Raw genomic sequence first — 25266 nt, 5'->3', positions numbered from 1 at the left:
AAGCCATGAACAAGATCCTGCTGGCGACCGACGGGTCGTCCTATAGCGACGCGGCTGCGCGCTACCTGGCGCAAAGCCCGTTGCTGACCCGCGACTTCGTCGTGCACGTGGTGCATTGCGAGCCGGATGTGCCCGGCGACATCAAGTCGTTCATCGACCGCGGCACGCTCGACGACTGGCATCGCGAACAGAACGAGAAGGCGATGGGCTCGGTGGCGAGCATCCTCGGCGATGCCGGGATTCCGTTCGAGCGCCATGGCTTCACAGGCTTCGCGCCGGCCCGCATCGTCGAGTACGCGAGCCAGATCGGTGCCGGCCTGATCGTGATGGGCTCGCACGGCCGGGACGGCTTCCTGGATGCCATCGTCGGGTCGGTGGCCAGGCGGGTCCTCGCCCATGCGCACTGTCCCGTGCTGCTGATCAAGGATTAGCAGCGCGTCGCTCCCACTACGCAGGGGCCCTTGCCTTCAGGGCGGCGCGCGATCCCGCGAGATAGCGCCGCCCCGGGAACACGCGCGCCTGCCGCACACGCAACCCCGTCTTCTCGACAGGCAAAGAACCGCTGCATGACATCCTGCCCGGTTTGATGCCAGTCAATCCCCTTCTCGCAGTGTGTCCGCATCATCTCTGCAAGCGCCTGGTGCCAGTTCGCGCCCCACAGCACCGCGACAACAGCTTTCCACAACCCGCTGAAACACGGCACCATGAAAGCAAGAAAATGGCTTTACCCCGCATGCGCGGCACTGCCGCTCTCGCTCTGGCTGGGTCTTCCCCAGGCAGCCACCAACACCGCCAGGGCAGCAACGAAGCCTGAGGCAAAGGCCGAACAGAAGGCTGTACAGAAGGCGGCAATCCCCACGCTCACCGCGGCTGAATTCGACCACGCACGGCAGATCTACTTCGAACGCTGCGCCGGCTGCCACGGCGTGCTGCGCAAGGGCGCCACCGGCAAGGCGCTGACGCCGGACATCACCCGCGCGCGCGGCACCGAGTACCTGAAGACCTTCATCAAGTACGGCAGCCCCGCCGGCATGCCCAACTGGGGCACCTCGGGCGACCTCACCGACAAGGAAGTCGACCTGATGGCGCGCTACATCCAGCTCGACCCGCCGACGCCGCCCGAGTTCTCGCTCGCCGATATCGAGAAAAGCCGCAAGGACATCGTACCGGTGGCCAAGCGCCCGACGCAGAAGATGAACCAGTACAACCTGGACAACCTGTTCTCGGTCACGCTGCGCGACGCCGGCGAAGTCGCGCTGATCGACGGCGACAGCAAGCAGATCATCAATATCGTCAAGACCGGCTATGCGGTGCATATCTCGCGCATGTCGGCGTCGGGACGCTACCTCTACGTGATCGGCCGCGACGCGCGGCTGGACCTGATCGACCTGTGGCTGCCCAAGCCCGATATCGTCGCCGAAGTGAAGATCGGCATGGAGGCGCGCTCGGTCGAGACCTCCAAGTACAAGGGCTACGAGGACAAGTACGCCGTGGCCGGGTCCTACTGGCCGCCGCAGTACGTGATCATGGAGGGCGATACGCTCAAGCCGCTCAAGGTAGTGTCCACGCGCGGCATGACCGTCGACAACGAATACCACCCCGAGCCGCGCGTGGCGTCGATCGTGGCCAGCCATTTCCATCCGGAGTTCGTGATCAACGCCAAGGAGACCGGCAAGATCCTGATGGTCAACTACTCGGACCTGGCCAACCTGAAGACCACCACCATCGACTCGGCCAAGTTCCTGCATGACGGCGGCTTCGATTCGACCGGACGCTACTTCCTGGTCGCCGCCAACGCCTCCGACAAGATCGCCGTGGTCGATACCAAGGAAGACAAGCTGGCGGCGCTGGTCAACGTCGGCAAGACCCCGCACCCTGGCCGCGGCGCCAATTTCACGCATCCGCAGTTCGGTCCGGTCTGGGCCACCAGCCACCTCGGCGACGAGACCATCAGCCTGATCGGCACCGACCCCGCCGGCCATCCGGCGCAGGCGTGGAAGGTGGTGCAGACGGTCAAGGGCCAGGGCGGCGGCTCGCTTTTCATCAAGACCCATCCCAAGTCGTCCAACCTGTGGGTCGATACGCCGCTGAACCCGGATGCCAAGCTCAACCAGTCGGTCGCCGTGTTCGACACGCGCAATCTCGACGCCGGCTTCAAGGTGCTTCCCATCGCCGAGTGGGCCGACCTGAAGGGCAGCGGCGCCAGGCGCGTGGTGCAGGCCGAATACAACAAGGCCGGCGACGAGGTCTGGTTCTCGGTGTGGGGCACCAAGGACGGCGAGTCGGCGCTGGTGGTGGTCGACGACAAGACCCGCACGCTCAAGACCGTGATCAAGGACAAGCGACTGATCACGCCGACCGGCAAGTTCAACGCCTACAACACGCAGCACGACGTCTACTGAGCCGGCACCCTCGCTGCGCCCCGGCGCGGCGAGGGTCGCCAGTCCTCCGCGTGACTTCCATGGAGCAATGCATCATGCGAACAACATCCGCGCTACCTGCGCTGCTGGCATCGTTCGGCTGCGCGCTGGCATTCGGCACAGCCATGCCGGCCCACGCCAGCCAGGCCCTGGCATCGAGCAAGGCCTGCCTGGCGTGCCATGCCATCGACAAGAAGATGGTCGGCCCCGCCTTCCAGGACATCAAGGGCAAGTACACCGGCAGGAAGGACGCGCAGGCGCAGATGGTCCAGTCCATCCTGAAAGGCAGCAGCGGCCGCTGGGGCCCGGTGCCGATGCCGGCCAACGCCGTCAGCGCGGCCGACGCCAACACGCTGGCGAAATGGATCCTTTCCCTCTGAACCGCATGGCGTGGCGCCGCGCCGCGGCCGCGGCGCTGGTCGTCACAGGCTGCGCCGGCGCACTCGCCGCGGCGGACCCGCCCGCCCCAGCGCGGCAGGCGCAACTGGCGCACTGGCTGCGCGATGACTGCGGCGCCTGCCACGGCATGACCCTGCGCGGCGGGCTGGGGCCGCCGCTGACGCCCGCCGGCCTTGCAGGCAAGCCGCCTGACGGCCTCGTTGCCACGGTGCTGTACGGCCGGCCCGGCACGGCGATGCCGCCCTGGTTACCTTTCATGACGCAGGATGAAGCCCGATGGCTGATCGATCGACTGCAGGCCGGCCAGCCGCCGGCCGTCACGCCGCAAGACAACTGATGCGCGGGCTGGCCGCGGCGGCATGCGCTGCGCTCGTCGCCCTGCTCGCTGCCGGTTGCGCCGGCACCGTGCGCGGCACCGGCGACCTGGGCGTGGTGGTGGAGCGCGCGGCGGGCCGGCTGCAGATCGTCGAGACCACCGGCATGACGCGCCTCGCCACGGTCGAAGGGCTGGGCGACCTGTCCCATGCCAGCGTGGTGTTCTCGCGCGATGCGCGCTACGCCTATGTGTTCGGCCGCGACGGCGGGCTGACGCGTGTGGACCTGCTTGGCGCGCGCATCACCCACCGCGTGCTGCAGGCCGGCAACAGCATCGGCGGCGCGATCTCGCAGGACGGCCGCGTGGTCGCCGCGCAGAACTATGCGCCGGGCGGCATCCGGCTGTTCGACGCGCAGACGCTGGCGCCGCTGGCAGAGCTGCCGGCGATCGGCAGCGACGGGCGCCGCGCCAAGGTGGTCGGGCTGGCCGACCTGCCCGGCCGCCGCTTCGCCGCGAGCCTGTTCGAATCCGGCGAAATCTGGATCATCGACGCCAGCGATCCGCGCCGGCCGCAGGTAACGCGTCTGCCCGCGGGGCGCGAGCCTTACGACGGGCTGGTCACGCCCGACGGCCGCTGGTACCTGGCCGGCCTGTTCGGCGACGACGGCCTGGCGCTGGTCGACCTGTGGCAGGCGCCGCCGCAGGCGCGCCGCATCCTGTCCGGCTATGGCCGGGGCAATGCGCCGCTGCCGGTCTACAAGATGCCGCACCTGCGCGGCTGGGCCATGGCGCAGGGCATGGCGTGGCTGCCGGCGGTCGGGCGCCATGAAGTACTGGTGGCCGATCCCGCCAACGGCTGGCGCGAGGCCGCGCGCGTGGCGCTGGCGGGCCAGCCGGTGTTCGCCATGGCGCGGCCCGACGGGCGCCAGGTCTGGGTCAATTTCGCCTTCCCGCACAACGACACCGTGCAGGTGATCGACACCGCCACGCGCCAGGTGCTGCGCACGCTGCGCCCCTGCCGCGGCGTGCTGCACATGGAATTCACGCCCAAGGGCGAGGCGCTGTGGCTGTCCTGCCGCGACGACAACCGCGTCGAGGTCTACGACACCGCCACCCTGGAACGCCTGGCGACGCTGCCGGCCGACAATCCCAGCGGCATCTTCTTCACCGCGCGCGCCCAGCGCTTTGGCATGTAGGGCCCGCCATGTTCAACGAGCAAACCCTCTATGACCAGCTGCAGCGCGGCTTCCCGCTGCAGCCGCGCCCCTACCAGGCGCTGGCGGCGAAAGCGGGGCTGTGCGAGCACGCACTGCTGAGCTTGCTGGCGCGCGATCTCGGCAGCGGGCGCATCAGCCGCGTCGGCGCGGTGTTCGCGCCGAACGTGATCGGCGTCAGCACGCTGGGCGCCTTGTCGGTGCCGCCGGCGCAGCTGGACCGCGTGGCGGCGCGCGTCAGCGCCTGCGCGGCGGTCAGCCACAACTACGCGCGCAGCGGCCATCGGTACAACCTGTGGTTTGTCGCGGGCGCGCGCGAGCGCGGCATGCTCGATGCCACGCTGGCGTCGATCGGCAACCTCACCGGCCTGCCGCCGCTGGACCTGCCGATGGCGCGCGAGTACCACATCGACCTGGGTTTTCCGCTGGCACGCCAGCACGGCGCCCGCCCGCGCCGGTCCGCGCTGGCGGTGCCCGCAGCCGCGGTGGCGCTGGACGACGATGACTGGCGCCTGGTCGCCGCGCTGGAAGCGGGCCTGCCGCTGACACCGCGCCCCTTTCATGCGCTGGCCAGGCAGGCGCGCCTGGCCGTGCCGCAGGTGCTCGAGCGGCTGGCGCAATGGTCGGCGCAAGGCGTGATCCGGCGCCTGGGGGTGGTGCTGCGCCACGGGCGCTTTGGCTACCGCCACAACGCCATGTGCGTGTGGGACGTGCCCGACGGCCGCGTCGACGCCGTCGGCATGCGGCTGGCGCGGCAGCCGCGCGTGACCCTGTGCTACCGCCGCGCGCGGCGGCTGCCGGACTGGACCTACAACCTGTTTGCGATGATCCACGCCCGCAGCGCGCCGGACCTGCAGACCGCGCTGGCCCAGGTCCGGGCCGCCGCCGGCCTGGAGCAGGTGCCCGGCACGGTCCTGGTCGGCACGCATTGCTACAAGCAGCGCGGCACGCGCTACGCCACGCAGGAGGCGGCGTGAGCATGACAGCCGATGCCTCTGCTGCGTTGCTTCCCGACACCATCGACGCCACCGACCGCCGCATCATCAACGCGCTGCAGCGGGGCCTGCCGCTGGTGCCGCGACCCTATGCCGAAGCCGCCGCCTCGCTTGGCATCGCGGAGGATGAACTGCTGGCGCGGCTGCGCCGGCTGCTCGACCACGGCGTGCTGACGCGCTTCGGCCCGCTCTACCAGATCGAGCGCGCGGGCGGCCGCTTCGTGCTGTGCGCCTGCCACGCGCCGGAACAGCGGCTCGACGCGGTGGCCGCCGCGATCAATGCGTTCCCCGAGGTCGCGCACCACTACCAGCGCACCCACCACCTGAACCTGTGGTTCGTGCTGGCGGTCGCGCGGGCCGACGACGTGGCCCCGGCGCTCGCGCGCATCGCCGCCGCGGCGGGCGTCGAGATCCTGCCGTTTCCCAAGGAGCGCGAGTTTTTCGTCAACCTCTACCTTCCCGCATGATGTCCGCCGACGCCCACGATGCCATCGACCTTGCCCTGATCCGCGCCACCCAGGCCGGCCTGCCGCTGGAGCCGGCGCCGTTCGCAGCGGTCGCCGCCATGCTGGGCCTCGACGAAGCCGAAGTCATCGCCCGGCTGGCGGCGATGCAGACGCGCGGCATGCTGCGCCGCATCGGCGCGGTGCCCAATCACTACCGGCTGGGCTGGCGCGCCAATGGCATGACGGTGTGGGACGTGGACGATGCCCGCGCGCATGCGCTCGGCGAACGCGTGGGCGCGCTGCCCTTCGTCAGCCACTGCTACCTGCGCCCGCGCCGCCTGCCGCACTGGCCCTACAACCTGTTCGCGATGGTCCACGCGCACACGCGCGCCGACGCGGCGCCACTGATCGACCGCATCGCGGCACTGCTGCGCGACGCCTGCCGCGCGCATGACGTGCTGTGGTCCACCCGCATCCTGAAGAAAACCGGCCTGCGCCTGCCGCCGGCCGGCGCTGCCCCACAGGAGCCACGCTGATGTTCCGCCTGTCCCGTTTCATGGAAGCCCTGCGCGATGCCGGGCCGGTCCCGCCTGCCCGCAAGGCCGCCGGGCCGGTCGTGATCTGGAACCTGATCCGCCGCTGCAACCTCAACTGCCGGCATTGCTATGCCACCTCGGCCGATACCGACTTCAAGGGCGAGCTGGGTACCGCCGAGGCGCTGCGCGTGCTGCAGCAATTGCACGACGCACGCGTGCCCGCACTGATCCTGTCCGGCGGCGAGCCGCTGCTGCGGCCGGACCTGTATGACATCGCCGCGCATGCGCGCGCGCTCGGCTTCCACCTTTCGCTGTCGTCCAACGGCACGCTGCTCGATGCCGGCCACGCCGCGCGGCTGGCTGCGGCGGGGTTCGACTATGTCGGCGTCAGCCTGGACGGCCTGCCCGCCACGCACGACCGCTTCCGCCGCAGCGACGGCGCCTTCGCGCAGGCACTGGCGGGCCTGCGCACGGCGCGCGCGGCAGGGCTGCGCGTGGGCGTGCGCATGACGCTGACCGAAGCCAACGCGGCACAGCTGCCCGAGCTGGTGGCGCTGGCCGAGCGCGAGGGCATCGACAAGTTCTACCTGTCGCACTTCAACTATGCCGGCCGCGCGCGCAGCCACCGCGCCGACGACGCACGCCATGCCCGCACCCGCGCCGCGCTGGACTGGCTGTTCGACTACGTCTGGCAGCGCGCGCGCCAGGGACATGCGGGCGACTTCGTCACCGGCAACAACGATGCCGACGGCGTGTACCTGCTGTACTGGATCGCCCGCCGCTTTCCGCAGCGTGTCGCCGACATGCGCCAGCGGCTGGAGCGCTGGGGCGGCAACGCCACCGGCGTCGGCGTGGCCAATATCGACAACCTCGGCAACGTCCATCCCGATACGATGTGGTGGCACGTGACGCTGGGCAATGTGCGCCAGCGGCCGTTCGCCGCAATCTGGGCCGACCGCGCCGATCCGCTGATGGCGGGCCTGGCCAGCTCGCCGCGTCCGCTGCAGGGACGCTGCGCGGGCTGCGCGCACCGCGCCATCTGCAACGGCAATACGCGCGTGCGCGCCTTTGCGCTGACGGGCAACCCGTGGGCCGAAGACCCGGGCTGCTACCTGAGCGATGCCGAGATCGCGCACGCACCAGGCGCGGAGGTCGCGGCATGACAGCGCTGATCCGATGGCTGGCCGTGCTGGCGCTCGCCTGCCTCGCGCCAGCCGCAGCCGCCGCCGACCCGGCCGCACTCTACGGCCAGCACTGCGCCGCCTGCCATGGCGCCGACCGCCTCGGCGCCATGGGCCCGGCGCTGCTGCCCGAAAGCCTGGAGCGCCTGCGCACCGGCGAACTCGACGCCGTGCTGCGCGACGGCCGCGCCGCGACGCAGATGCCGGCCTTCGGCGCCACGCTGGCGGCGCCCGAGCTGCAGGCGCTGGCGCGCTGGCTGCGCACCGCGCCCGCCGCCGCGCCGCAATGGAGCGCCGACGCGATCCGCGCCAGCCACGTGGTCATGCATGCACCCGGAACCCTGCCGGCGCGTCCCGTGTACAGCGCCGATCCGCAGAACCTGTTCGTGGTGGTCGAGGCAGGCAGCCATCACATGACCGTGCTCGACGGCGACCGGCTGGCACCGATCCATCGCTTTGCCACGCGCTTCGCCTTGCACGGCGGCCCGAAGTTCAGCCGCGATGGCCGCTATGTCTACATGGCAAGCCGCGACGGCTGGGTCAGCAAGTACGACCTGTGGAACCTGGCCTATGTCGCCGAGATTCGCGTCGGCATCAATACGCGCAACGTTGCCGTCAGCGACGACGGGCGCTGGGTGCTGGCCGGCAATACCCTGCCGCGCACGCTGGTGCTGCTGCGCGCCGACGACCTGTCGCTGGCGCGGGTGATCGACGTCAAGGGCCGCGGTGGCGACGTTTCGCGGGTATCAGCGGTCTACGACGCGGCGCCGCGCCACAGCTTTATCGCGGCGCTGAAGGACATCGCCGAGGTCTGGGAGATCCCCTATGCCGACGCCGCCGGCAAGCCACTGGCGTCGCTGGCGCCGCGTGCGATCGTGCTGGACGATGTGCTCGACGACTTCTTCTTCGACCAGCCTTACCGCCACATCCTCGGCGCGTCGCGCGGCGGCGGCGGGCAGGTGATCGACCTCGACCAGGGCCGCAAGGTGGCCTCGCTGGCGCTCGGCGGCATGCCTCATCTCGGCAGCGGCATCACGTGGGAACGGGACGGCCATCAAGTGATGGCGTCGCCCGACCTCGGGCAGGGCCGCATCCCGGTGATCGACATGCAGGACTGGCACACTGTCGCCACCATTCCGACCCACGGCCCCGGCTTCTTCCTGCGCAGTCACGAGAACAGCCGCTACGCGTGGGCCGACGCCATGATGAGCCCGCGGCGCGACACGCTGCAGGTGATCGACAAGCAGACCCTGCAGGTCGCCGGCAGCGTCACGCCCAGCCCGGGCCGCACCGCCGCGCATGTGGAATTCACGCGCGACGGGCGCTATGCGCTGGTCAGCCTGATGGAGCGCGACGGCGCGATCGTGGTCTACGACGCCGCCACGCTGCAGGAGGTGAAGCGCATCCCGATGGACAAGCCCATCGGCAAGTACAACGTCTTCAACAAGACCACGCGTTCGGCCGGCACCAGTCATTGACGCCATGCCGCCGCGCGCGCAGGAGTCCTACGCATGAACTCACCCCTCAAGCCCGGCAAAGTCTGGCTGGTCGGCGCCGGGCCGGGCAGCCCCGACCTGGTCACGGTACGCGCGGTGCGCGCACTCGCCTGCGCCGACGTGTGGCTGGTCGACGACCTGGTCTCGCCGGAGATGTCCTGCTATGCCCGGCCCGGCACGCATGTCGAGTGGGTCGGCAAGCGTGGCGGCCGCTGCTCCGTCACCCAGGCGCGCATCCAGCAGCTGACGTTGCAGCATGCGCTGGCCGGCCGCACCGTGGCGCGCGTCAAGGGCGGCGATCCGCTGCTGTTCGGCCGCGGCGGCGAAGAAGCCGCCTTCCTGCGCGCGCACGGCGTGCCGGTGGAAGTGGTCAACGGCATCAGCAGCGGCGTGGCGGCGGCGCAGGCGCTGGGCATCGCGCTGACCCACCGAGCCCACTGCCACGGCGTGACCTTCGTCACCGGGCACACCAGCGAACACGGCTCGCCGGACTGGGACGCGCTGGTGCGCGGCGGCACCACGCTGGTCATCTACATGGGCATGAGCCGGCTCGGGGCGATCCGCGACGGGCTGCTGGCGGCCGGCATGCGCGCCGACATGCCGGCCGCGGTGGTGATGCATGCGGGCGGCGCGGACGAGCGCTGCTGGGCCGGCACGGTCCAAACGCTGGCCGATGCATTGGCCGCCGGGATGGCCAGCCCGGCGGTGGTGCTGGTGGGCGGCGTGGTGGCAGAGGCGATGCCGCAGTCGATGGCCCTTTCGTCGGCCTCGTCGCCCTCGTCGGCCTCGTCGGCCTCGTCCGCCACGCCGTAGCCGTCGCGGGCGGGACTCCCCGTCCCGCCCGGGATATGGCACCATCTTCGGCACGCCCTAACCACACGCAAGCGCCCCGCAATCGCCGAAAGTGGCTGCCCTGACACATCACTCCCCCAAGCTGCACCTGACCGCCGAGCGTGGCTTTGCCTTGCATGAAAGCCGCCACGCCGGATTCCGGCGCGAATGGCATACGCATGACTGCAGCATGCTGCTGTGGACGCGCGCCGGCCGGCTGCGCAGCGTGTGGGAAAGCTTGCCCGACACGCTGCAGCCCGGCCCGGTCGCGGCCACGCTGGTCCGCGGCGGCGCGGTGCTGCTGCCGGCGTCGACGCGCCATTTCACCGCCGCGGAAGCCGGCCGCCAGCATCACGGCGAACTCTACCTGCCCCCTGACAGGCTGCGCGGCGCCGCGCCCTACGGCGCGCTGCGGCTCGACGGCGCTGCGCTGGCGATGCTCGAAGCGCTGCTGACGCCCGGGCTTGCGCCTGCCAGCGCGGACCTGCTGGTGCGCGCCATCGTCGGCCAGGTCATGGCCAGCCCGCCGCTGGCGCTGCCGCAGGAGCCGGCCTCGCTCGCGCTCAGGCTGGTGCGATGCTTCAGCGCGGCGCTGGAGCGCGACCAGGCGCTGCCGTCGATCGATGCCGCGGCCTGTACCCTGGGCGTCTCGGCGCGGCAGCTGCAGCGCGCCTGCCAGCTCGAGTTTGGTGCCAGCCCGGTCGCGGTCCGCCGGCGCGTGCTCGCGGCGCATGCGCGCAGCCTGCTGGCCGCAGGGTTGCCGCTGTCGCGCGTCAGCGAGCGCCTTGGCTTTGCCAGCAGCGGCCACCTGGCGCGCCTGCTGCGCGAGGTGCCGCCGGCGGACTGAGCACACTGGCCGGGGGCATTGCCTGCCATTCACGCCAGGCAGGCCTCCAGTTCGATCTCGATCCAGGCACGGTCCGGCAGGCTTGCCACCCCCACCGCGGTGCGGGCCGGCAGCGCCTGATCGGGGAAAGCCAGTGCCAGCAGCGCCGAGGCACTGTCCACCACCAGCGAATGCCGGGTGAAATCGCCATGCGCACGCACGAACCCGCGCAACCGCGTGACCTGCCGCACTGCCGCCAGCTGGCCACCGGCGGCTGCGCGCAGCGCGGCCAGCGCATTCAGCATCGCCACCTCGGCGGCAAGGCGAGCGGCCGGGATATCGGCGTCGGTGGTGCAGCACCCCGCCATCGCAATGCCGTCACGCCGCGGGGTCTGGCCGCTGATGCTGACGCGGCCGTCGCTTACGCAGGCGGGCGCGTAGCTGCCGCGCGGTACGGGCGCGTTCGGCAGCGCAAAGCCCGCGGCGGCGAGCCGGGCTTCCGGCGTCGTGGCGCTCATGGCTGGCTCCATTGGACCGCGCCGGTGAGCCAGCAGCCCTGCGCCGTGCCGTCGGCCGCGACGCGCGGTGCCACCAGGATTTCCGACGGGCGGCCCATGGTTTCGCCCTGCCGTACCGCGAGCACCGGCGCGACACCGCGGGAATTGCCGGCAAGGTGTCCCCACAGCGCGGCGGCGGCAATTCCGGTGGCGGCGTCTTCCGGGTAGCCGGAAGCGCGCGGAAACTGCCGTGCATGCACCGCCCGCGTGGCCGGCGGCGGCGCCGGTTCTTCTGGTGCCGCATCCGCATACGGGTACAAGCCGGTGGACCCGATCGCATCGCACAACTCCGCCATCCGTGCGAAGTCCGGCCGCAGCGCGGACAGCGTGGCCACATCCGGCATCGCCACCAGCGTCTTGACGCGGCTGGTGCAGGCATTGGTCATGGCATGGCCGGCGCCATCGCCAGGCAGGCCCAGCACCGCGGCGACCGCCCTGCGCCGGGCCGGATCCAGCGTGCTTGCCTGCACCGGCGGCTGCGAAATCCACACCCGCTGCGCCGCGTCGTCCCAGCGCGCCGTCACGATGCCGCTCAGCGTCTCGACGCGCGCGGCCGGCGTGGTCCAGCGGCCCCATTGGCGCAGCGCCCACAACGCGCCCACCGTGGCATGGCCGCACATCTCCATCTCGTGCCGCGGCACGAAGAAGCGCAGGCGCAGGTCCGCGCCATCGGACGAAGGCGGCAGCACAAAGGCGGACTCATGGCCGTGCCGCGCCGCGACCTGCTGCATGTCCGTCTCGGACATGCCTTGCGCATCGGCCACCAGCGGTACCGGGTTGCCGCCGCCGGGGCCCCGCACGAACACGTCGATCAGCGCCGCGCGGCCGCGCGCGGGCAGGGTCTGTAGCTGTGGCTTATTCAAGCGTCGCTCCCACGGACCGGGCAATTCCGCCCCAGTAAGACAAGTCGTGCTGCACGGCGGCGAGCATCTCTGCAGGCGTGCCCGGGCGCACCGTCACGCCCTTGTCGGCGAGTTCGCGGATGATGTCCTTGTCCGCCAGCACCTGGTTGAGCGCCTGGTTCATGCGCGCAACGATCGGCGCCGGCGTCCCGCGCGGAAACGCCAGTCCATACCAGAGCTGTTGCGCAAAGCCCGGCACGCCCTGGCTGGCGAAGGTCGGCACGTTGGGCAGCAGCGGCGTCGGCGCGGTCGTCGCGACGGCAACCAGCTTGCCGGCGCGGAGGTACGGCACGAGTCCCGCGGGGTTGTCGAACATCAGCTGTACCTGGCCACCGATGAGGTCGGTATAAGCGGGCGCCGCGCCGCGATACGGCACATGCGTCAGCGGCACCCTGGACAACGCCTGGAACTGCACACCGATCAGGTGCGATACCGTGCCCACGCCGACCGAGGCAAAGCTGTGCTGCGCAGGCTTGTCGTGGCGCAGCCGGTCGAGCAGCGTCTTCACGTCAGGTGCCTGCAGTGCGCGATTGACCGCGAGCACATAGGGCGACGTGCCGATAAAGCCAGCGTAGGCAAAGTCGGCGACGGGCTTGTACGGCAACCTGGGATAGACGCTGGCGCTGACCGCATGCGTGCTGGTGGTCGCCACGCCCACCACGTAGCCGTCCGGCGCGGCACGCGCCACGAACGTAGCGCCGATGGTGCCGCCCGCGCCGCTGCGGTTGTCGATCACCACGGGCTGGCCGAGCGCCGCCTGCAGCCGGGGCTGGATGGTGCGGACCAGCAGGTCGGTGCCGCCGCCGGCCGGAAACGGTACCACCAGCGTGACCGGCTTGGCGGGCCAGTCCTGTGCGAAGGCAGCGCCGGCCGGGGCCAGACAAAGCACCCCGAGCAGGCAGGCGGATAGATGGGGAAGGAAAGGTGGCAGGGTTGCCATGGCGCGTTCTCCTGGACTCGAACGGCTTGAGTCTAGGGATGGCGCATCCAGCGGCCAAACCGGCAGCCGACAGGCCTTGATCCGAAATCGGACAACGGCAATCGCCGTCCCACCATGGCGCCGCGCCAGTGTTTGCTTCCCTCTCCCATTAGTGGAAAAGGGGAGCAAACCTGGGCTTTAGCGGGCCGCCGCGGCAGCCAGCCAGCCTTCTTCGGTGCTCGCGGCTGCGACCTGGCTGGCAATCGTGTGGCCCAGCCGGGTCGCATCGGCACAGACCGAGTCTTGCGTCATTTCCGTGGCGCCGTGCACGCCGGCGCCGGCGGCTGCCGCCATCGCCACATGCCCGGCCGCGGCACCGATGCCGGCGGTTTCCGCCACGCCCGGGACATGGCCAGAATCCGCGCTGGCTGCAAAGCTCTGCAGCGGGACCGGGGCGCCGTTGGCGGGCTTGTACGAGATGCGCACGTGGGCGCCGACTTCGCTCTTGCCCGCACCCAGGCCGATCAGCAGGCGGCGGCGGCCGCTGCCTTCATCGATCTTGCGGAAGTCGCCCTCGACCACCAGCGCGTTCGCACCCGCCGGCGCCGGCGCATCGGAACGCACCGCGTTCAGGCCCATGCCGCGCAGTTCGCGCACGATCTCGTTGGCGACCTGCTCGCGCGCTTCGGCGGCGGCCTGGCCTTGCGCGCTCGCCGGCGAACCGCCGGTGGCCATCCTCCTGACCTGCTGCGCCAGGCCGCCGTCAAGCTTCACCTGCCCGGCATCGGCATCGAACGCGTGGACGTAGATCACGTCGGCGTGCACGGCCTGCATCAGGCCCATCTGGTTGATGCCGGTGACACCGGCGTTGGCGCAGCCGGCGCCCAGCACGGTGGTGGCGGCGAGTGCAGCGATGGTCAGGCGCCTGGTTTGCCTGGCGATGGTCTGGAGAGCGTTGCGCATATCGGTTCCCTTGGGTTGGCGAGTGGTGCCGTCAGTGGTCTGTAAAAGCTGTCACCGACATCGTTGCATCAGCGGATCGCAAACCATCGGGCGCTTCTTGCCGCGCTGCCTGCTTCGGTGTTGCCGAGTGTGTTGCCGTTCGGCAGCGCGGTGACGGAAGTATGGGAAAAACCCACGCGCAGCGCCACGCGGGAATTATTTCGCGCCATGTCACGGCCCTGGGACACGAGGCGTGCGGCGCTACGCCACCGGGGCGTGCAGCGGCAGCGCCAGCACCGCTTCAAGCCCGCCGCCATCGCGCGGGCGGAACTGCAGCGAGCCGCCGTGCAGCCGCGCAATGCGTTCGACGATGGCCAGCCCGAGCCCCGTGCCGCCAGCATGGCCGCGCGCGTTGGCACCACGGCTGAAGGGCGCCTTGAGCTGCTCCAGCTCATGCGCGGCGATGCCGGTGCCGCGATCGCCGACCGCCACGTAGGCACACGCCGCATCGCACCACGTGCGCACGCTGAAGCCCGACTTTCCATAGACGACAGCGTTCTGCATCAGGTTCATCAGCAGCCGCATCAGGCTGACCGGGCGATAGGGAACCGGCGGCAGTTCCGCCAGCGACAACTCGAATTCATGGCCCAGGCCGGCGAAATCGGCGGCGAGCTGCGACACCAGCGCGTTGACGTCGCCGGGCTGCGGCTGCTCTTTCTCGCCGCTGCCGGCGTAGTCCATGAACTGCTGCAGGATGGTCTCGATGTGGTCCAGGTAGCCCTCGGCCGAGGCCACGAAGGCGTCGTCGGCGCCGCGCGGGATCGACATGGCCATCGCCAGGCGCAGCTTGGTCAGTGGCGTGCGGATGTCGTGCGAGACACCGGCCAGCATCAGCGCCCGGGTCTGCTCGGCCTGCTGCAAGGCTTGCGTCATCTGGTTGAAGGCACCGCTGACCTGGGCGATCTCGGTCGGGCCGTCGGTCGGCAGCGGCGGCGGTGTCGAGCCCGCGCAGATCTCCCGCGCGGCCCGCGCGAGGTCCTGCAGCGGGCGGTTCAGGTGGCGCTGGATCAGGTAGCCCGTCAACGCCGCCAGCAGCGCCAGCGCGGTCGACAGCGCCAGCGCCGTGGCGATGCCGCCGGCGCGCACGTCCTCGCTGATCGGCAGGCCGATCCAGCGCGGCTCGCCCCCCACATGCATGCGGATCCAGAGTTGCTCGGCCTCGCCGGCCTGCCATCGCACCGGCATGTCGGCGGGCAGGTGGCGCCGCAGCGCCTCCATGAAGACATCGCGTTGCCAGGTGCGCAGCAGGTGCCGCAGGTCGGTCGCGGGTTTCGCGGCGGCGTGCTCGGGCTCTTGCGCCTGCGCCCCCATGCGCGTTGCCGCAACGCCGCTGGGGTCAAGCGGCATTGCCGCCACCACGCGGTCGAGCGTGCGCACGTAGTCGGCAAAGACGATGGCGGCGCGCTCGATGCGCGGGCGCTGCACGTAATGCATCAGCACCGTCAGCGAACAGGCCTGGGTGATGGCCACCAACGCCACCAGCAGCAGGATATTGCGCGCCAGCAGCGAGCGCGGCAGCAGGCGACTGAGCATGGGCGACGACCGCGTCACGAATCCACGCCGGCGACCAGCATGTAGCCGACGCCCCACACGGTCTTGATAAAGCGCGGCTTGGACGGGTCGTCTTCGATGATCTGGCGCAGCCGCAGGATCTGCACGTCGATGCTGCGGTCGAGCGCGTCATGGTCGCGCCCGCGCGCCCGCGCCAGCAGGTTCTCGCGGCTGACCGCGCGGTTCGGCGACGAGCCCAGCGCGTGCAGCAGCAGCATTTGCGCCGAATGCACTTCGACCGGCTCGCCGCCGCGCAGCAGCGTCTGCTTGCCGACATCGAAGGTGAAATCGCCAAAGCGCAGCCGCTGCGTGGTCACGGTAGGGTCGCCGGCCGACATCTTCTGCCGGCGCAGCAGCGCGCGGATGCGCGCCACCAGCTCGTCCGGCACGAAGGGCTTGGCGAGGTAGTCGTCGGCACCCGTTTCCAGCCCCGCCACGCGGTCCATCGGGTCGCCCCTGGCCGTCAGCATCAGGATCGGCAGCGTATGGCCCTCCGCCCGCAGGCGCTTGCAGATGGTGAGGCCGTCCTCGGGCTCCATCATCAGGTCGAGCACCAGCAGGTCGTGCGGCTCGCGCTGCAGGTACTTGTCGAGCTGCTTGCCATCGGCCACCGCGCGCACGCGGAAGCCGTGCCCGGTCAGGAAGCGCTGCAGCATGTTGCGCAGCTCGGCTTCGTCGTCGAGCACGACAATCCTGTTCACCTGTTCCATCACGGGTCTCCCGGCGATGCCGGCGTGCAGTCCGAACTCCGGCTTCAGCGCGACATCATCATCTGCTGCATGAACGCCTCGATCTGCGGCAGCGTCACGTAGCCCAGCCGCTGCGTGTCGATCTGGTCGAAGTGGCTCGCGACCATCGGCATGCCGGCCTGCGCCTGCTCGCGGGTCAGCTTGCCATCCCGCGTGGTGTTCGCGCTGGCGAAACGCTCCTGCAGCTGCTGCAGCGCCCGCTCGGCCCGCGCTCCACCGGCACCCGCCGCCGGCATCTCGGCACTTTGTGCATGCGCGCCTGCAGAAACAATACACAACATAAGCACTGCAATCATCTTCTTCATGATGGACTCCGCTGGGACGGCCGGCCTTGCCGGCAATTGGTAAAGGTGCAGCTGCCGCCACCGCAGGCGCCGCTATGTCCGCTGTTGAACGTGCCGCCGGGGCAGGCGCAGGGAGGCGGCGAGACTGCTGAGGCATTTCGTCATGGCAGGTCCTTCTGGTTCGGTTCATGCCGCGCAACATGTCGCGGCGACGGCCGAACTATAGGAAAGCGACCGCGGCATTTCGCGGTGGAAAGAATGTCGCGGTGTTACACCGCCAGCGGGCATGACATACGGCGAAATAATTGCCGGATGGCGCCGCTCGGGTCCAGCCACTACCTTTGCCTCACCGACGCAGCAAGCAGCCCCCGCAAGCAGGCGTCCCACCTCACCACACTGGACCCCGACATGCACAACCTCGGAAAATTCACGCTCTATGTCACGGCGCTTGTTGTGACGATCTCTCTGGTCGAAGCCTTCTTCCTGGCACGCAAGGCGAATCGCCAGGGCAAGGCCTATCCCTGGCATGAAGTCACGCTGTCGCTGGCCGACCTGGCTGGTCGCAAACTGCTGGCGCTGCTGCCCCTGTCGCTGGCCGCTCCCGTGTTTGCGTTGGCCTGGCAACATCGCCTCTTCACGGTCGAGATCAACAGCGCGCTGGCCGTGCTGCTGCTCTTCCTCGGACAAGAGTTCTGCTACTACTGGTACCACCGCGCCTCGCACCGTATCCGCTTCTTCTGGGCGACGCACGCGGTGCACCACTCGCCGAACGAACTGACGCTGGGCACCGCCTATCGCCTTGGCTGGACCGGCAAGGTCACGGGCACCGCCATCTTCTTCGCGCCGCTGGTCTTGCTGGGTGTTCGTCCTGAAGTGGTGCTGGCCACGGTGAGCCTGAACCTGCTGTATCAGTTCTGGCTGCATACCACCTGGATCCCGAAGCTGGGCTGGCTCGAATACGTGTTCAACACCCCCTCGGCGCACCGCGTGCACCATGCTTCGAACATCGACTACCTCGATGCCAACTTCGGCGGCGTGCTGATCATCTTCGACCGCCTGTTCGGCACCTATGTGGAAGAGCGCGCGGAAGAGCCGTGCCGCTACGGCCTGGTCCACCCGACCACCACGCACAACCCGCTGGTCAACCAGTTCGAACACTGGGTCGGACTGGGCAAGGACATGGCCAACGCTGGCAGCGTGCGGAATGCGATTGGCTATCTGGTGATGCCTCCCGGTTGGACGCCGGATGGCTCGGGAGAGACCACCGAGGGTCTGCGGCTGCAGGCGCAGGCTGAGCGTGCGGTGGCGGTTGCGGCGGAGGTCAGGTAATACCTGCCGGATGCAGGGTTGAAAGGCGCGGCAAATGCCGCGCTTTTTTGCTTTCGACAACGCGCGCGCGCCGCCGGTTTGCGTTCCTCACTGTCAGTAAGGCAACCCCACATAGTTCTCCGCCAACGCCCGGCACGCCGCGTCCGACCCCACCAGGTAATCGAGCTCGGCCCGCTGCATGCGCAACGAGAACGGATCCGCATCCGGGAAGCGATGCATCAGCGAAGTCAGCCACCATGAAAAGCGCTCGGCCTTCCAGATGCGGCGCAGGCAACGCGCCGAATAGGCATCCAGCTCGCGCTTGTCGTCATGCCGGCAGGCGGCGATCAGTCCGTCGGCCAGGGTCAGCACGTCGCTGGCGGCCAGGTTCAGCCCCTTGGCGCCGGTGGGCGGCACGATATGCGCGGCATCGCCGGCCAGGAACAGGTTGCCGAAGCGCATCGGCTCGCACACAAAGCTGCGCAGCGGCGCGATGCTTTTCTCGATGCTCGGGCCCGTCACCAGCGACTGCGCCGACTGCGGATCGAGGCGGCGGCGCAGTTCGTCCCAGAAGCGCTCATCGGACCAGTCCTCCACACGCTCGCTCGACGGCACCTGTACGTAGTAGCGGCTGCGCGTGCGCGAGCGCATGCTGCACAGCGCAAAGCCGCGTTCGTGGCTGGCGTAGATCAGCTCGTCCGTCACCGGCGGTGTGTCCGAGAGGATGCCAAGCCAGCCGAACGGATAGACGCGCTCGAACAGTTGCGTGGCGGCACACGGCACGCTCTGGCGGCTGACACCATGGAAGCCGTCGCAGCCGGCGATGTAGTCACAGTGGATCTCGTGCGTCACGCCGTCCTTGCGGTAACGGACCACCGGCCTTGCGCTGTCGAAGTCATGCAGGCTGACATCCTGCGCGTCATAGACCGTGGTGATGCCCGCTTCCTGCCGTGCCGCCATCAGGTCGCGCGTGACCTCGGTCTGGCCGTAGACGGTCACGCTGCGGCCGACCAGCGCGTGCAGGTCGATGCGATGCCGCTGGCCATCGAACGACAGCTCGATGCCGTCGTGCACCAGCCCTTCCTCCTGCAGCCGCGCCGCCACGCCCGCGCGCTTCAGCGCATCGACGGTCACGCTCTCGAGGATGCCGGCGCGGATGCGCCCCAGCACGTATTCCGGACTGCGTTGCTCGACGATCACGTTGTCGATGCCCGCCCTGGCGAGCAGCTGCCCGAGCAACAGGCCGGCGGGGCCGGCGCCGATGATGGCGACCTGGGTGCGCATGTCTTGTCTCCTTGTGCATATCGATCTGATGGCGCTAACGATAGTGGCCGCACACCGGCTACGGAATGGACAGACGGAACCAACGACAGGACAATCGGAACATTGCTGGTAAACACTGACGCCCCCGTGAAACCTGTCCCGACCTACTCCCTGTACGGCGTGAATTCAACCGAGCCGCTGTCCGACCAGCTGCATTTCGAATCCATCGCCGCGCGCAGCCGCCTGCACGGGTGGGAGATCAAGCCTCACCGGCATGAGCGCTTCCTGCAAATTCTGTACATCCATGCGGGTGGCGGCGAAGCCCTGCTCGAAGAGCGCCGCGAGCCGCTGCGCAGCGGCTCACTGGTGACGATGCCGCCGCGGCATATCCACGGCTTCGTGTTTACGCCGGACACTGACGGCATGGTCGTCACCATGACCGACAGCCACCTGCGCACGCTGCTGGCGGGTGTGCCGGATGCGCTGCCGCTGTTCGAACACCCGCGCCATGACCGCGTGCGGCGCGGCCACGTGCTGGCGAGTTCGCTGGCGCTGTTTCGGGGGGAGATGGAAGCCGTGTCCGCCTGGCGCGGGGCGTCGCTGTCGGCGCTGCTGACTTTGGTGCTGATCGGTATCGCGCGGCTGGCCAATGCCGATCAGCCGGCCGCCGCGCGCAGCAGCAGCCGTCCGGCGCGGCATTTCCAGCACTTCCAGCAACTGCTGGAATCCGACTATCGCGAGCAGAAGGAGATTGGCCACTACGCCGGCGCGATCGGGATCACGTCCACGCAGCTCAACCGCGTGTGCCGCCACGCCTCGGGGCAGTCCGCGCTGCAGATGCTCCACGCGCGCGTGCTCGCCGAAGCGCAGCGCGACCTGCTCTTCAGCGACCTGGAGATCAAGCACATCGCGCTGTCGCTCGGGTTCTCCGACGCGGCGTACTTCTCGCGCTTCTTCGCCCGGCTGGTGGGGCAGGCGCCCACGGAGTTCCGGCAGTCGGGACGGGCGCGGCTGCCGGCGTTCGCCGTGCGCTGATCGATCCGATCAGTCCGGCTGGTCCATCGCGGCGAAGATTTCCTCGGCCAGGTGGAAGGCCGAATTCGCCGCCGGCACACCGCAATAGATCGCGGTCTGCAGCAGCACTTCCTTGATCTGGTCGCGCGTGACGCCATTGTTGGCGGCAGCGCGCAGATGCAGCTTCAGTTCATCCGTGCGGTTCAGCGCCACCATCATGGCGATGGTCAGCAGGCTGCGGGTGTGGCGCGGCAGGCCCTCGCGCGTCCAGATCTCGCCCCAGGCGTAGCGCGTGATGAGGTGCTGGAATTCTTCGTTGAGCGGCGTCAGCCGCGCCAGCGAGCGATCGACGTGCGCGCTGCCGAGTACCTCGCGCCGCACCGAGAGTCCGGCCTCGTAGCGCGCGTGATCGTCGGTCACGGGCAGGCGGCCTTGCACGAAGTCCACCAGTGCAGCGGTGAAGCGGCCTGGCTGCTCGAAGCTGGAAATATGCGCGGCAGGCAGTTCGACGAAGCGCGCACCGGGAATCGCATCGGCCAGCGCGCGGCCCTCTTGCGCGGTGGTCGACGGGTCCTGGCTGCCGGCGATGACCAGCACCGGCACCGTGATCGACGACACCGTCTCGCGGAAGTCGGCGTCGCGCACCGCCGCGCAGCTGGCCGCATAGCCGCGCGGATCGAGTCGTGCCAGCACGCCGCGCAGGCCATCCAGCGCGCGGTCCGAGGTGGCGGCAAACCCCGGCGTGAACCAACGTTCGATCGATGGCGCGACCATCCCGGCCATGCCGTCGCGCAGCACGGTGTCGATGCGCGTGTTCCATCCCTCGGCGTTGCCGATTTTTGCCGCGGTATTGGCCAGCACGATGCGGCAGAAGCGCTCGGGCGCATGGATGCCGAGCCACATCCCGGTCAGGCCGCCCAATGACAGGCCGCAGAACACCGCTTGGTCAATCCGCAATGCGTCCAGGATGGCGATTACGTCCTGACCGAGCTGTTCAACCGTGAAGGCATCGCCCGGCGCGGTCGAGCGGCCGTGGCCGCGCGTGTCGTAGCGCACCACGCGACAGCGCCCGGCCAGCGCGGCGGCCTGTGGCTCCCACATGGTGTGGTCGGTGCCGAGCGAGTTGGAGAAGATGATGGCCGGCGCGGCCTCGGGGCCGTCGACGGTGTAGAAGAGCCGGGCACCGGCGTGATCGAGATAGGGCAATGCAGTCTCCTGAGAATCCTTGGCGAGTTACCGTGCGGCACGTTCGGCAAGCGCGGATTGCCACGCCTGCACCGCCGCATCCGCGAAAGCCGATGACTGGCCCGCATAGTTGCCAGGATTGGCAAGTCGGTCAAGCGTGGTGTCGTCGAGCAAGCCCGCATGGGCCGGTTCTTCCTGCAGCGTGCGGGCCAGCGCATCGCGCAGGCTGGTGCCGTCGGCCACGGCGCGGCGCGAGGCGCTCTCCACCACGTGGTGCGCTTGCAGCCGGCCGATCCTGCCTCCGAGTTCCAGCATCGCGGCCTCGCCGAGAATCAACCCATGCGTGAGATCGAGATTGCTGCGCATGCGCGCCGCATCGACCTGCAGCCCCGCCACCACCTCGCCCATCTGGCGCAGCGCACCCGCGGCCAGCGCGACGATCTGCGGCAGCGTGTCCCATTCCGCCTGCCAGCCGCCCAGCGCACGCTCGTGTTCCTGCACCATGCCTGACAGCATGGTGGCCACCAGCGGCGGCACGCGCACCGATGCCGTCAGCACCGCCGCGCAACCCACCGGATTGCGCTTGTGCGGCATGGTGCTAGAACCGCCACGGCCGGGCCCGGCGGGCTCGGCCACTTCCGCCACCTCGGTCTGCATCAGCAGCGAGATGTCGCGTGCCATCTTGCCGAGCGTGCCGGTCAGCATGCCGAGCGTGGTGGCAACTTCGACCATGCGGTCGCGATGCGCATGCCACGGCAGCACGGGCGCGACCAGGCCGAGTTCGCGGGCCAGTGCGGCGGTCACGCCGGGCGCGGCGTCGCCCAGGCTCGCGAGCGTGCCCGCGGCGCCGCCGAACTGCAGCGCGCGGGCCTGCGCGCGCGCTGCACCAAGGCGGGCGAGGTCGCGGCGCAGCGCGTCGAGCCAGCCGGCGGCCTTGCAGCCAAAGGTGGTTGGCAGTGCATGCTGCAGCCAGGTGCGCGCCACCATCGGCGTGGCGCGATGCGCGCTGGCCAGCACGGCGCAGGCTTCGCCCAGGCGTACCAGGTCGGCATCGAGCGCGCGCAGCGCGTCCGCGACCTGGAGGACCAGCGCGGTGTCGATGATGTCCTGGCTGGTGGCGCCCCAGTGCACGAAGCGCGCTGCATCGGCATCGCGCTCGGCCACGGCGGCGGTCAGCTGTTTGACAAACGGAATGGCCAGATTGCCGGCAGCGACCGCGGCCTGCGCCAGCGCTTCGCGGTCGATGGCGCCGACGTGGCTGCAGACTTCGGTGATGACGGTCGCGGCAGCGGCCGGGATCACGCCGCATTGCGCTTCGGCACGCGCGAGCGCGGCCTCGACGGCAAGCATGCGCTGCACGGTGCCGGCGTCGGAGAAGATGTCCAGCACCGCGGGGCTGCCGAACATGGGATCGGTAAGACGCGTGACGGTTGGCATGGGGGCGATCGGTAGGGGGTCGTGGCGATGACGACCACCTGATTATGCGTCTGTCGCCGGCGGCCGGGAGATGCCTGCCCGCCGGCGCGGCGTGTCAGATATCGAAGAACACCGTCTCGTCCGGACCTTGCAGCACGATGTTCCAGCGCAGCGTGCCGTTGCCGGCATCGTTGCCGGAATCGAGGCCAACGAGCGTGCCGCGCCGCTCGGCCGGCACCAGCGCCAGCACTGGATCCGCCGCATTGGCCGCGGTCTCGTCCGGGAAGTACATGCGCGTGGCAACGTGCTTGACCAGCCCGCGCATGAACACCGACACCATGATGTGCGGCGCCTGCGGCCGGCCGTCGGCCCCGGGCACGGCGCCCGGCTTGACGGTGACGAAGCGGAACGACCCGTCGGCCTCGGTCGGCACGCGGCCGAAGCCGGTAAAGCCGGGCACCAGCGGCAGTTCGCGCGTGTCTTCGGCGTGGCGGTAGCGACCGGCGGGATTGGCCTGCCAGATCTCGACCATGCCGTCCGGCACGGGCTCGCCGTTGCCGTCGGTGACGCGGCCTTCGATCACGATGCGCTGGCCGGCCAGGTCCGGGGCGCTGGCGGTCAGGTCGGCGCAGTTCAGTCCGCTCAGGCCGATATGGAGGTAGGGGCCGACGGTCTGGGATGCGGTGGCGTAAAGCATGGTCTTACTCCATCGGCGTGGCATCGCGGCCACGCAGCACGATATCGAAACGGTAGCCGAGCGCGTATTCGGGCTGGGTAGTCTCCCAGTCGAGACTGGCGATGAGCCGGTCGCGTGCCTTCTCGTCCGGCACGCAGTTGAAGATCGGGTCGAACGGCAACAGCGGATCGCCGGGGAAGTACATCTGCGTCACCAGCCGCGTGGCGTAGGCATTGCCGAACAGAGAGAAGTGGATATGCTGCGGCCGCCAGGCGTTGTGGTGGTTGCGCCAGGGATAGGCGCCGGGCCTGATGGTCTTGAACCGGTAGTGCCCGTTGGCGTCGGTGACGGTGCGGCCCTCGCCGGAGAAATGCGGGTCCAGCGGCGCGTCATGCTGGTCGCGCTTGTGCACGTAGCGGCCGGCTGCGTTGGCCTGCCACACCTCGATCAGCGCGTTCGGCACCGGCCGGCCATTCTCGTCCAGCACGCGGCCGGTCACCAGGATGCGCTCGCCGATAGCCTCCCCACCGTTGCCGGCGGTGAGGTCGTTATCGCCTTCGCGGACGAATTCGGCGCCGAAGGTGGGACCGGTCACTTCGGACAGCGACTGCGGCAGCGCAATCAGCGGCTGGCCGGGCGAGCGCTTCTGCGTGGAAGCGTAGGGGTCGAAGCGGTATTCGGGCTGGGTGTCCCAGTAGGGACGGCGATATTGGGCTAGACGGGTCATTGCGCAGTCTCCTTGTGGTTGGCGTGACAGGACTTTAGGCAACACATAAAGTCATGTAAATTAAGTTTTCTGAGAATTACGATAACTTTCCCGCATGAAAGCCACCGCCCGGCCCGCGCTTGAAATCTTCCGCAACCGCGTTCGGCTGCGGCATCTCTACTGCTTCGTGGCGGTGTCGCAGACGCAGCACCTGGGCCGCGCCGCCGACCGCCTCGGGCTGACACAGCCAGCCGTGTCCAAGACCCTGAGCGAACTGGAGGAGCTGACCGGCACCCGCCTGCTGGTGCGCCAGCGTGCGGGCACGGAACTGACCACCGCCGGCACGCGCTTCCTGCGTCACGCGCTGCGCATCCTTGCGGATATCGATGCGGCGGCCGACAGCATGGCCGGCGAGCAGGCGCAGCCCCGGGAGCGCATCCGGCTGGGGGCGCTGCCCAGCGTGGTGCCGGCAGTGCTGACCGATGCCTTGCTGCGCTTCCGTGCCGCGCACCCCGAGGTCGGGCTTGCCGTCCAGACCGGCATGAACCGCAGCCTGATCGACCAGCTCAAGGCCGATGTGCTGGACCTGGTCATTGGCCGCATGGATGACCCGGTTGCCATGGAAAGCCTGTGGTTCGAATCGCTGGGGCCCGACTCGCTGGCCCTGGCGGTACGCCCCGCGCATCCGCTTGCCGCCGTCTCGCGGCCGACCTTGCTCGACGTGCTGGCATGGCCGCTGGTGATCCCCGCCGCGGGCTCGATCCCCCGCCACAACACCGAAAGCCTGCTGGCCCGCCACGGCCTGCCCCTGCCAGGCGGATGCGTGGAAACGTCGGATGCCTACCTCGGACGGCTGCTGGCCCGCCACAGCGACTGCGTGTGGGCGGCGCCCCTGTCCGCCGCGCGGCGCGCGGTGGCCGAGGATGAGCTGGTTTTGCTGCCGCTCGATACGCAGGGCACCGAGGAACCGATCGGCCTGCTGCGGCACGGCGACCGCACGCTCAGCCCGATGGCCGAAGCGCTGGCCGACTGCATCCGCGCCGCGGCCAGGCCGCTTGCCGCTGAGTGAGAGGT

The 25266-nt window shown here is 69.6% G+C and carries 28 protein-coding genes; 15 read left to right on the top strand and 13 right to left on the bottom strand.

The annotated features are described in order from the left end of the window. Nucleotides 1-5 precede the first annotated feature (5 nt). From U9J39_RS02055 to U9J39_RS02000, 12 genes are all read left to right on the top strand, one after another. Entirely contained in the window at nt 6-431 is a 426-nt protein-coding gene (locus U9J39_RS02055) for a universal stress protein (RefSeq protein ID WP_116313951.1), read from the top strand. A 273-nt stretch (nt 432-704) separates the two neighbouring features. Continuing rightward, the gene (locus U9J39_RS02050) at nt 705-2402 is read left to right on the top strand and encodes a nitrite reductase (RefSeq protein ID WP_115713968.1); all 1698 of its coding nucleotides are present in this window, start codon (nt 705-707) and stop codon (nt 2400-2402) included. 74 nt (nt 2403-2476) lie between these two features. After that, nucleotides 2477-2800, top strand: coding sequence for a c-type cytochrome (locus U9J39_RS02045; protein WP_172581856.1), 324 nt, complete (start codon nt 2477-2479; stop codon nt 2798-2800). Beyond that, a complete protein-coding gene (locus tag U9J39_RS02040; RefSeq protein WP_240991369.1) occupies nt 2782-3156 on the top strand; it encodes a c-type cytochrome in 375 nt (124 codons plus the stop codon). Before U9J39_RS02045 ends, U9J39_RS02040 begins: the two co-directional genes overlap by 19 nt. Beyond that, nucleotides 3156-4331: a cytochrome D1 domain-containing protein gene (locus U9J39_RS02035; RefSeq protein WP_326346404.1), complete on the top strand. Its 1176-nt coding sequence runs from the start codon at nt 3156-3158 to the stop codon at nt 4329-4331. Before U9J39_RS02040 ends, U9J39_RS02035 begins: the two co-directional genes overlap by 1 nt. Before the next feature lie 8 nt (nt 4332-4339). Beyond that, nucleotides 4340-5326, top strand: a complete 987-nt coding sequence (gene ahbB, locus U9J39_RS02030; protein ID WP_326346403.1) for a siroheme decarboxylase subunit beta — start codon at nt 4340-4342, stop codon at nt 5324-5326. 2 nt (nt 5327-5328) lie between these two features. After that, a complete protein-coding gene (locus U9J39_RS02025; RefSeq protein ID WP_326346531.1) occupies nt 5329-5811 on the top strand; it encodes an Lrp/AsnC family transcriptional regulator in 483 nt (160 codons plus the stop codon). Further along, the gene (gene ahbB / locus U9J39_RS02020; protein WP_326346530.1) at nt 5811-6326 is read left to right on the top strand and encodes a siroheme decarboxylase subunit beta; all 516 of its coding nucleotides are present in this window, start codon (nt 5811-5813) and stop codon (nt 6324-6326) included. Before U9J39_RS02025 ends, ahbB (U9J39_RS02020) begins: the two co-directional genes overlap by 1 nt. Then, nucleotides 6326-7489 carry a heme d1 biosynthesis radical SAM protein NirJ gene (gene nirJ, locus U9J39_RS02015; RefSeq protein ID WP_326346402.1) on the top strand — a complete coding sequence of 388 codons (1164 nt, stop codon included), beginning with the start codon at nt 6326-6328 and terminating at the stop codon, nt 7487-7489. Before ahbB (U9J39_RS02020) ends, nirJ begins: the two co-directional genes overlap by 1 nt. After that, complete coding sequence (locus tag U9J39_RS02010; RefSeq protein WP_326346401.1) at nt 7486-8985, top strand: cytochrome D1 domain-containing protein; 1500 nt, start codon at nt 7486-7488, stop codon at nt 8983-8985. The genes nirJ and U9J39_RS02010 overlap by 4 nt, the downstream gene beginning before the upstream one ends. Nucleotides 8986-9018: 33 nt before the next feature. Continuing rightward, nucleotides 9019-9816, top strand: coding sequence for a uroporphyrinogen-III C-methyltransferase (gene cobA, locus U9J39_RS02005; protein WP_326346400.1), 798 nt, complete (start codon nt 9019-9021; stop codon nt 9814-9816). 91 nt (nt 9817-9907) lie between these two features. Beyond that, nucleotides 9908-10681: an AraC family transcriptional regulator gene (locus U9J39_RS02000; RefSeq protein ID WP_326346399.1), complete on the top strand. Its 774-nt coding sequence runs from the start codon at nt 9908-9910 to the stop codon at nt 10679-10681. A gap of 29 nt (nt 10682-10710) precedes the next feature. Here U9J39_RS02000 and U9J39_RS01995 read toward each other — a convergent pair whose 3' ends face one another. The 8 genes from U9J39_RS01995 to U9J39_RS01960 all read right to left on the bottom strand — a co-directional run bounded on the left by U9J39_RS01995 (nt 10711) and on the right by U9J39_RS01960 (nt 16645). Beyond that, nucleotides 10711-11178 carry a RidA family protein gene (locus U9J39_RS01995; protein ID WP_116313944.1) on the bottom strand — a complete coding sequence of 156 codons (468 nt, stop codon included), beginning with the start codon at nt 11176-11178 and terminating at the stop codon, nt 10711-10713. Then, nucleotides 11175-12080, bottom strand: a complete 906-nt coding sequence (locus U9J39_RS01990) for a PhzF family phenazine biosynthesis protein (protein ID WP_326346398.1) — start codon at nt 12078-12080, stop codon at nt 11175-11177. Before U9J39_RS01990 ends, U9J39_RS01995 begins: the two co-directional genes overlap by 4 nt. Next, on the bottom strand, nt 12073-13059 hold the full coding sequence (locus tag U9J39_RS01985) for a Bug family tripartite tricarboxylate transporter substrate binding protein (RefSeq protein ID WP_326346397.1): 987 nt from the start codon (nt 13057-13059) through the stop codon (nt 12073-12075). Before U9J39_RS01985 ends, U9J39_RS01990 begins: the two co-directional genes overlap by 8 nt. Before the next feature lie 177 nt (nt 13060-13236). After that, a complete protein-coding gene (locus U9J39_RS01980) occupies nt 13237-14001 on the bottom strand; it encodes a DUF4410 domain-containing protein (protein ID WP_326346396.1) in 765 nt (254 codons plus the stop codon). Nucleotides 14002-14069: 68 nt separating this feature from the next. Further along, nucleotides 14070-14210 (bottom strand): hypothetical protein, encoded by a 141-nt coding sequence (locus U9J39_RS01975; RefSeq protein WP_172581857.1) that lies wholly within the window; start codon nt 14208-14210, stop codon nt 14070-14072. Between the two features lie 31 nt (nt 14211-14241). Next, entirely contained in the window at nt 14242-15573 is a 1332-nt protein-coding gene (locus U9J39_RS01970; protein ID WP_326346395.1) for an ATP-binding protein, read from the bottom strand. Between the two features lie 14 nt (nt 15574-15587). After that, on the bottom strand, nt 15588-16301 hold the full coding sequence (locus tag U9J39_RS01965) for a response regulator (RefSeq protein WP_326346394.1): 714 nt from the start codon (nt 16299-16301) through the stop codon (nt 15588-15590). 44 nt (nt 16302-16345) lie between these two features. Beyond that, entirely contained in the window at nt 16346-16645 is a 300-nt protein-coding gene (locus tag U9J39_RS01960; RefSeq protein ID WP_326346393.1) for an EF-hand domain-containing protein, read from the bottom strand. A gap of 387 nt (nt 16646-17032) precedes the next feature. Here U9J39_RS01960 and U9J39_RS01955 point away from each other — a divergent pair, with 387 nt between their 5' ends. Further along, nucleotides 17033-17953: a sterol desaturase family protein gene (locus tag U9J39_RS01955; RefSeq protein ID WP_115713983.1), complete on the top strand. Its 921-nt coding sequence runs from the start codon at nt 17033-17035 to the stop codon at nt 17951-17953. A 93-nt stretch (nt 17954-18046) separates the two neighbouring features. Here the strand turns inward: U9J39_RS01955 and pobA are convergent, their stop codons facing one another. Next, the gene (gene pobA / locus U9J39_RS01950) at nt 18047-19216 is read right to left on the bottom strand and encodes a 4-hydroxybenzoate 3-monooxygenase (RefSeq protein ID WP_326346392.1); all 1170 of its coding nucleotides are present in this window, start codon (nt 19214-19216) and stop codon (nt 18047-18049) included. Between the two features lie 126 nt (nt 19217-19342). Between pobA and U9J39_RS01945 the strand changes: the two genes are divergently transcribed. Then, entirely contained in the window at nt 19343-20230 is an 888-nt protein-coding gene (locus tag U9J39_RS01945) for a helix-turn-helix domain-containing protein (RefSeq protein WP_326346391.1), read from the top strand. Nucleotides 20231-20239: 9 nt separating this feature from the next. On the opposite strand, the gene pcaDC is transcribed toward U9J39_RS01945, so the two are convergent. The 4 genes from pcaDC to pcaH all read right to left on the bottom strand — a co-directional run bounded on the left by pcaDC (nt 20240) and on the right by pcaH (nt 24213). After that, the gene (gene pcaDC / locus U9J39_RS01940) at nt 20240-21415 is read right to left on the bottom strand and encodes a bifunctional 3-oxoadipate enol-lactonase/4-carboxymuconolactone decarboxylase PcaDC (protein WP_326346390.1); all 1176 of its coding nucleotides are present in this window, start codon (nt 21413-21415) and stop codon (nt 20240-20242) included. 27 nt (nt 21416-21442) lie between these two features. Continuing rightward, the gene (locus tag U9J39_RS01935) at nt 21443-22831 is read right to left on the bottom strand and encodes a 3-carboxy-cis,cis-muconate cycloisomerase (RefSeq protein ID WP_326346389.1); all 1389 of its coding nucleotides are present in this window, start codon (nt 22829-22831) and stop codon (nt 21443-21445) included. A 94-nt stretch (nt 22832-22925) separates the two neighbouring features. Continuing rightward, on the bottom strand, nt 22926-23507 hold the full coding sequence (gene pcaG, locus U9J39_RS01930) for a protocatechuate 3,4-dioxygenase subunit alpha (protein WP_326346388.1): 582 nt from the start codon (nt 23505-23507) through the stop codon (nt 22926-22928). A gap of 4 nt (nt 23508-23511) precedes the next feature. Then, the gene (pcaH, locus tag U9J39_RS01925) at nt 23512-24213 is read right to left on the bottom strand and encodes a protocatechuate 3,4-dioxygenase subunit beta (protein WP_115713989.1); all 702 of its coding nucleotides are present in this window, start codon (nt 24211-24213) and stop codon (nt 23512-23514) included. A 94-nt stretch (nt 24214-24307) separates the two neighbouring features. On the opposite strand from pcaH, the gene U9J39_RS01920 reads away from it, so the two are divergent. Further along, nucleotides 24308-25261, top strand: coding sequence for a LysR substrate-binding domain-containing protein (locus U9J39_RS01920; RefSeq protein WP_115713990.1), 954 nt, complete (start codon nt 24308-24310; stop codon nt 25259-25261). The last annotated feature ends 5 nt before the right edge of the window (nt 25262-25266 follow it).

It is taken from the genome of Cupriavidus sp. SS-3, from assembly GCF_035818815.1.
GTDB classification, from domain to species: domain Bacteria; phylum Pseudomonadota; class Gammaproteobacteria; order Burkholderiales; family Burkholderiaceae; genus Cupriavidus; species Cupriavidus taiwanensis_C.
This window is presented reverse-complemented; position numbering and strand designations above follow the sequence as displayed.

Excerpts from the sequence above, each read along its gene's own strand:
- U9J39_RS01960 (WP_326346393.1), bottom strand. The coding sequence starts at position 16,645 with ATGAAGAAGATGATTGCAGTGCTTATGTTGTGTATTGTTTCTGCAGGC.
- U9J39_RS02040 (WP_240991369.1), top strand. The coding sequence starts at position 2,782 with ATGGATCCTTTCCCTCTGAACCGCATGGCGTGGCGCCGCGCCGCGGCC.
- U9J39_RS01920 (WP_115713990.1), top strand. The coding sequence starts at position 24,308 with ATGAAAGCCACCGCCCGGCCCGCGCTTGAAATCTTCCGCAACCGCGTT.
- U9J39_RS01955 (WP_115713983.1), top strand. The coding sequence starts at position 17,033 with ATGCACAACCTCGGAAAATTCACGCTCTATGTCACGGCGCTTGTTGTG.
- U9J39_RS01935 (WP_326346389.1), bottom strand. The coding sequence starts at position 22,831 with ATGCCAACCGTCACGCGTCTTACCGATCCCATGTTCGGCAGCCCCGCG.
- ahbB (WP_326346403.1), top strand. The coding sequence starts at position 4,340 with ATGTTCAACGAGCAAACCCTCTATGACCAGCTGCAGCGCGGCTTCCCG.
- U9J39_RS02055 (WP_116313951.1), top strand. The coding sequence starts at position 6 with ATGAACAAGATCCTGCTGGCGACCGACGGGTCGTCCTATAGCGACGCG.
- U9J39_RS01965 (WP_326346394.1), bottom strand. The coding sequence starts at position 16,301 with ATGGAACAGGTGAACAGGATTGTCGTGCTCGACGACGAAGCCGAGCTG.
- U9J39_RS01995 (WP_116313944.1), bottom strand. The coding sequence starts at position 11,178 with ATGAGCGCCACGACGCCGGAAGCCCGGCTCGCCGCCGCGGGCTTTGCG.
- ahbB (WP_326346530.1), top strand. The coding sequence starts at position 5,811 with ATGTCCGCCGACGCCCACGATGCCATCGACCTTGCCCTGATCCGCGCC.
- U9J39_RS01985 (WP_326346397.1), bottom strand. The coding sequence starts at position 13,059 with ATGGCAACCCTGCCACCTTTCCTTCCCCATCTATCCGCCTGCCTGCTC.
- U9J39_RS02050 (WP_115713968.1), top strand. The coding sequence starts at position 705 with ATGAAAGCAAGAAAATGGCTTTACCCCGCATGCGCGGCACTGCCGCTC.
- pcaH (WP_115713989.1), bottom strand. The coding sequence starts at position 24,213 with ATGACCCGTCTAGCCCAATATCGCCGTCCCTACTGGGACACCCAGCCC.
- U9J39_RS01980 (WP_326346396.1), bottom strand. The coding sequence starts at position 14,001 with ATGCGCAACGCTCTCCAGACCATCGCCAGGCAAACCAGGCGCCTGACC.
- U9J39_RS01970 (WP_326346395.1), bottom strand. The coding sequence starts at position 15,573 with ATGCTCAGTCGCCTGCTGCCGCGCTCGCTGCTGGCGCGCAATATCCTG.
- U9J39_RS02025 (WP_326346531.1), top strand. The coding sequence starts at position 5,329 with ATGACAGCCGATGCCTCTGCTGCGTTGCTTCCCGACACCATCGACGCC.
- nirJ (WP_326346402.1), top strand. The coding sequence starts at position 6,326 with ATGTTCCGCCTGTCCCGTTTCATGGAAGCCCTGCGCGATGCCGGGCCG.
- U9J39_RS02035 (WP_326346404.1), top strand. The coding sequence starts at position 3,156 with ATGCGCGGGCTGGCCGCGGCGGCATGCGCTGCGCTCGTCGCCCTGCTC.
- cobA (WP_326346400.1), top strand. The coding sequence starts at position 9,019 with ATGAACTCACCCCTCAAGCCCGGCAAAGTCTGGCTGGTCGGCGCCGGG.
- U9J39_RS02010 (WP_326346401.1), top strand. The coding sequence starts at position 7,486 with ATGACAGCGCTGATCCGATGGCTGGCCGTGCTGGCGCTCGCCTGCCTC.
- U9J39_RS02045 (WP_172581856.1), top strand. The coding sequence starts at position 2,477 with ATGCGAACAACATCCGCGCTACCTGCGCTGCTGGCATCGTTCGGCTGC.
- pcaG (WP_326346388.1), bottom strand. The coding sequence starts at position 23,507 with ATGCTTTACGCCACCGCATCCCAGACCGTCGGCCCCTACCTCCATATC.
- pobA (WP_326346392.1), bottom strand. The coding sequence starts at position 19,216 with ATGCGCACCCAGGTCGCCATCATCGGCGCCGGCCCCGCCGGCCTGTTG.
- U9J39_RS01975 (WP_172581857.1), bottom strand. The coding sequence starts at position 14,210 with ATGGCGCGAAATAATTCCCGCGTGGCGCTGCGCGTGGGTTTTTCCCAT.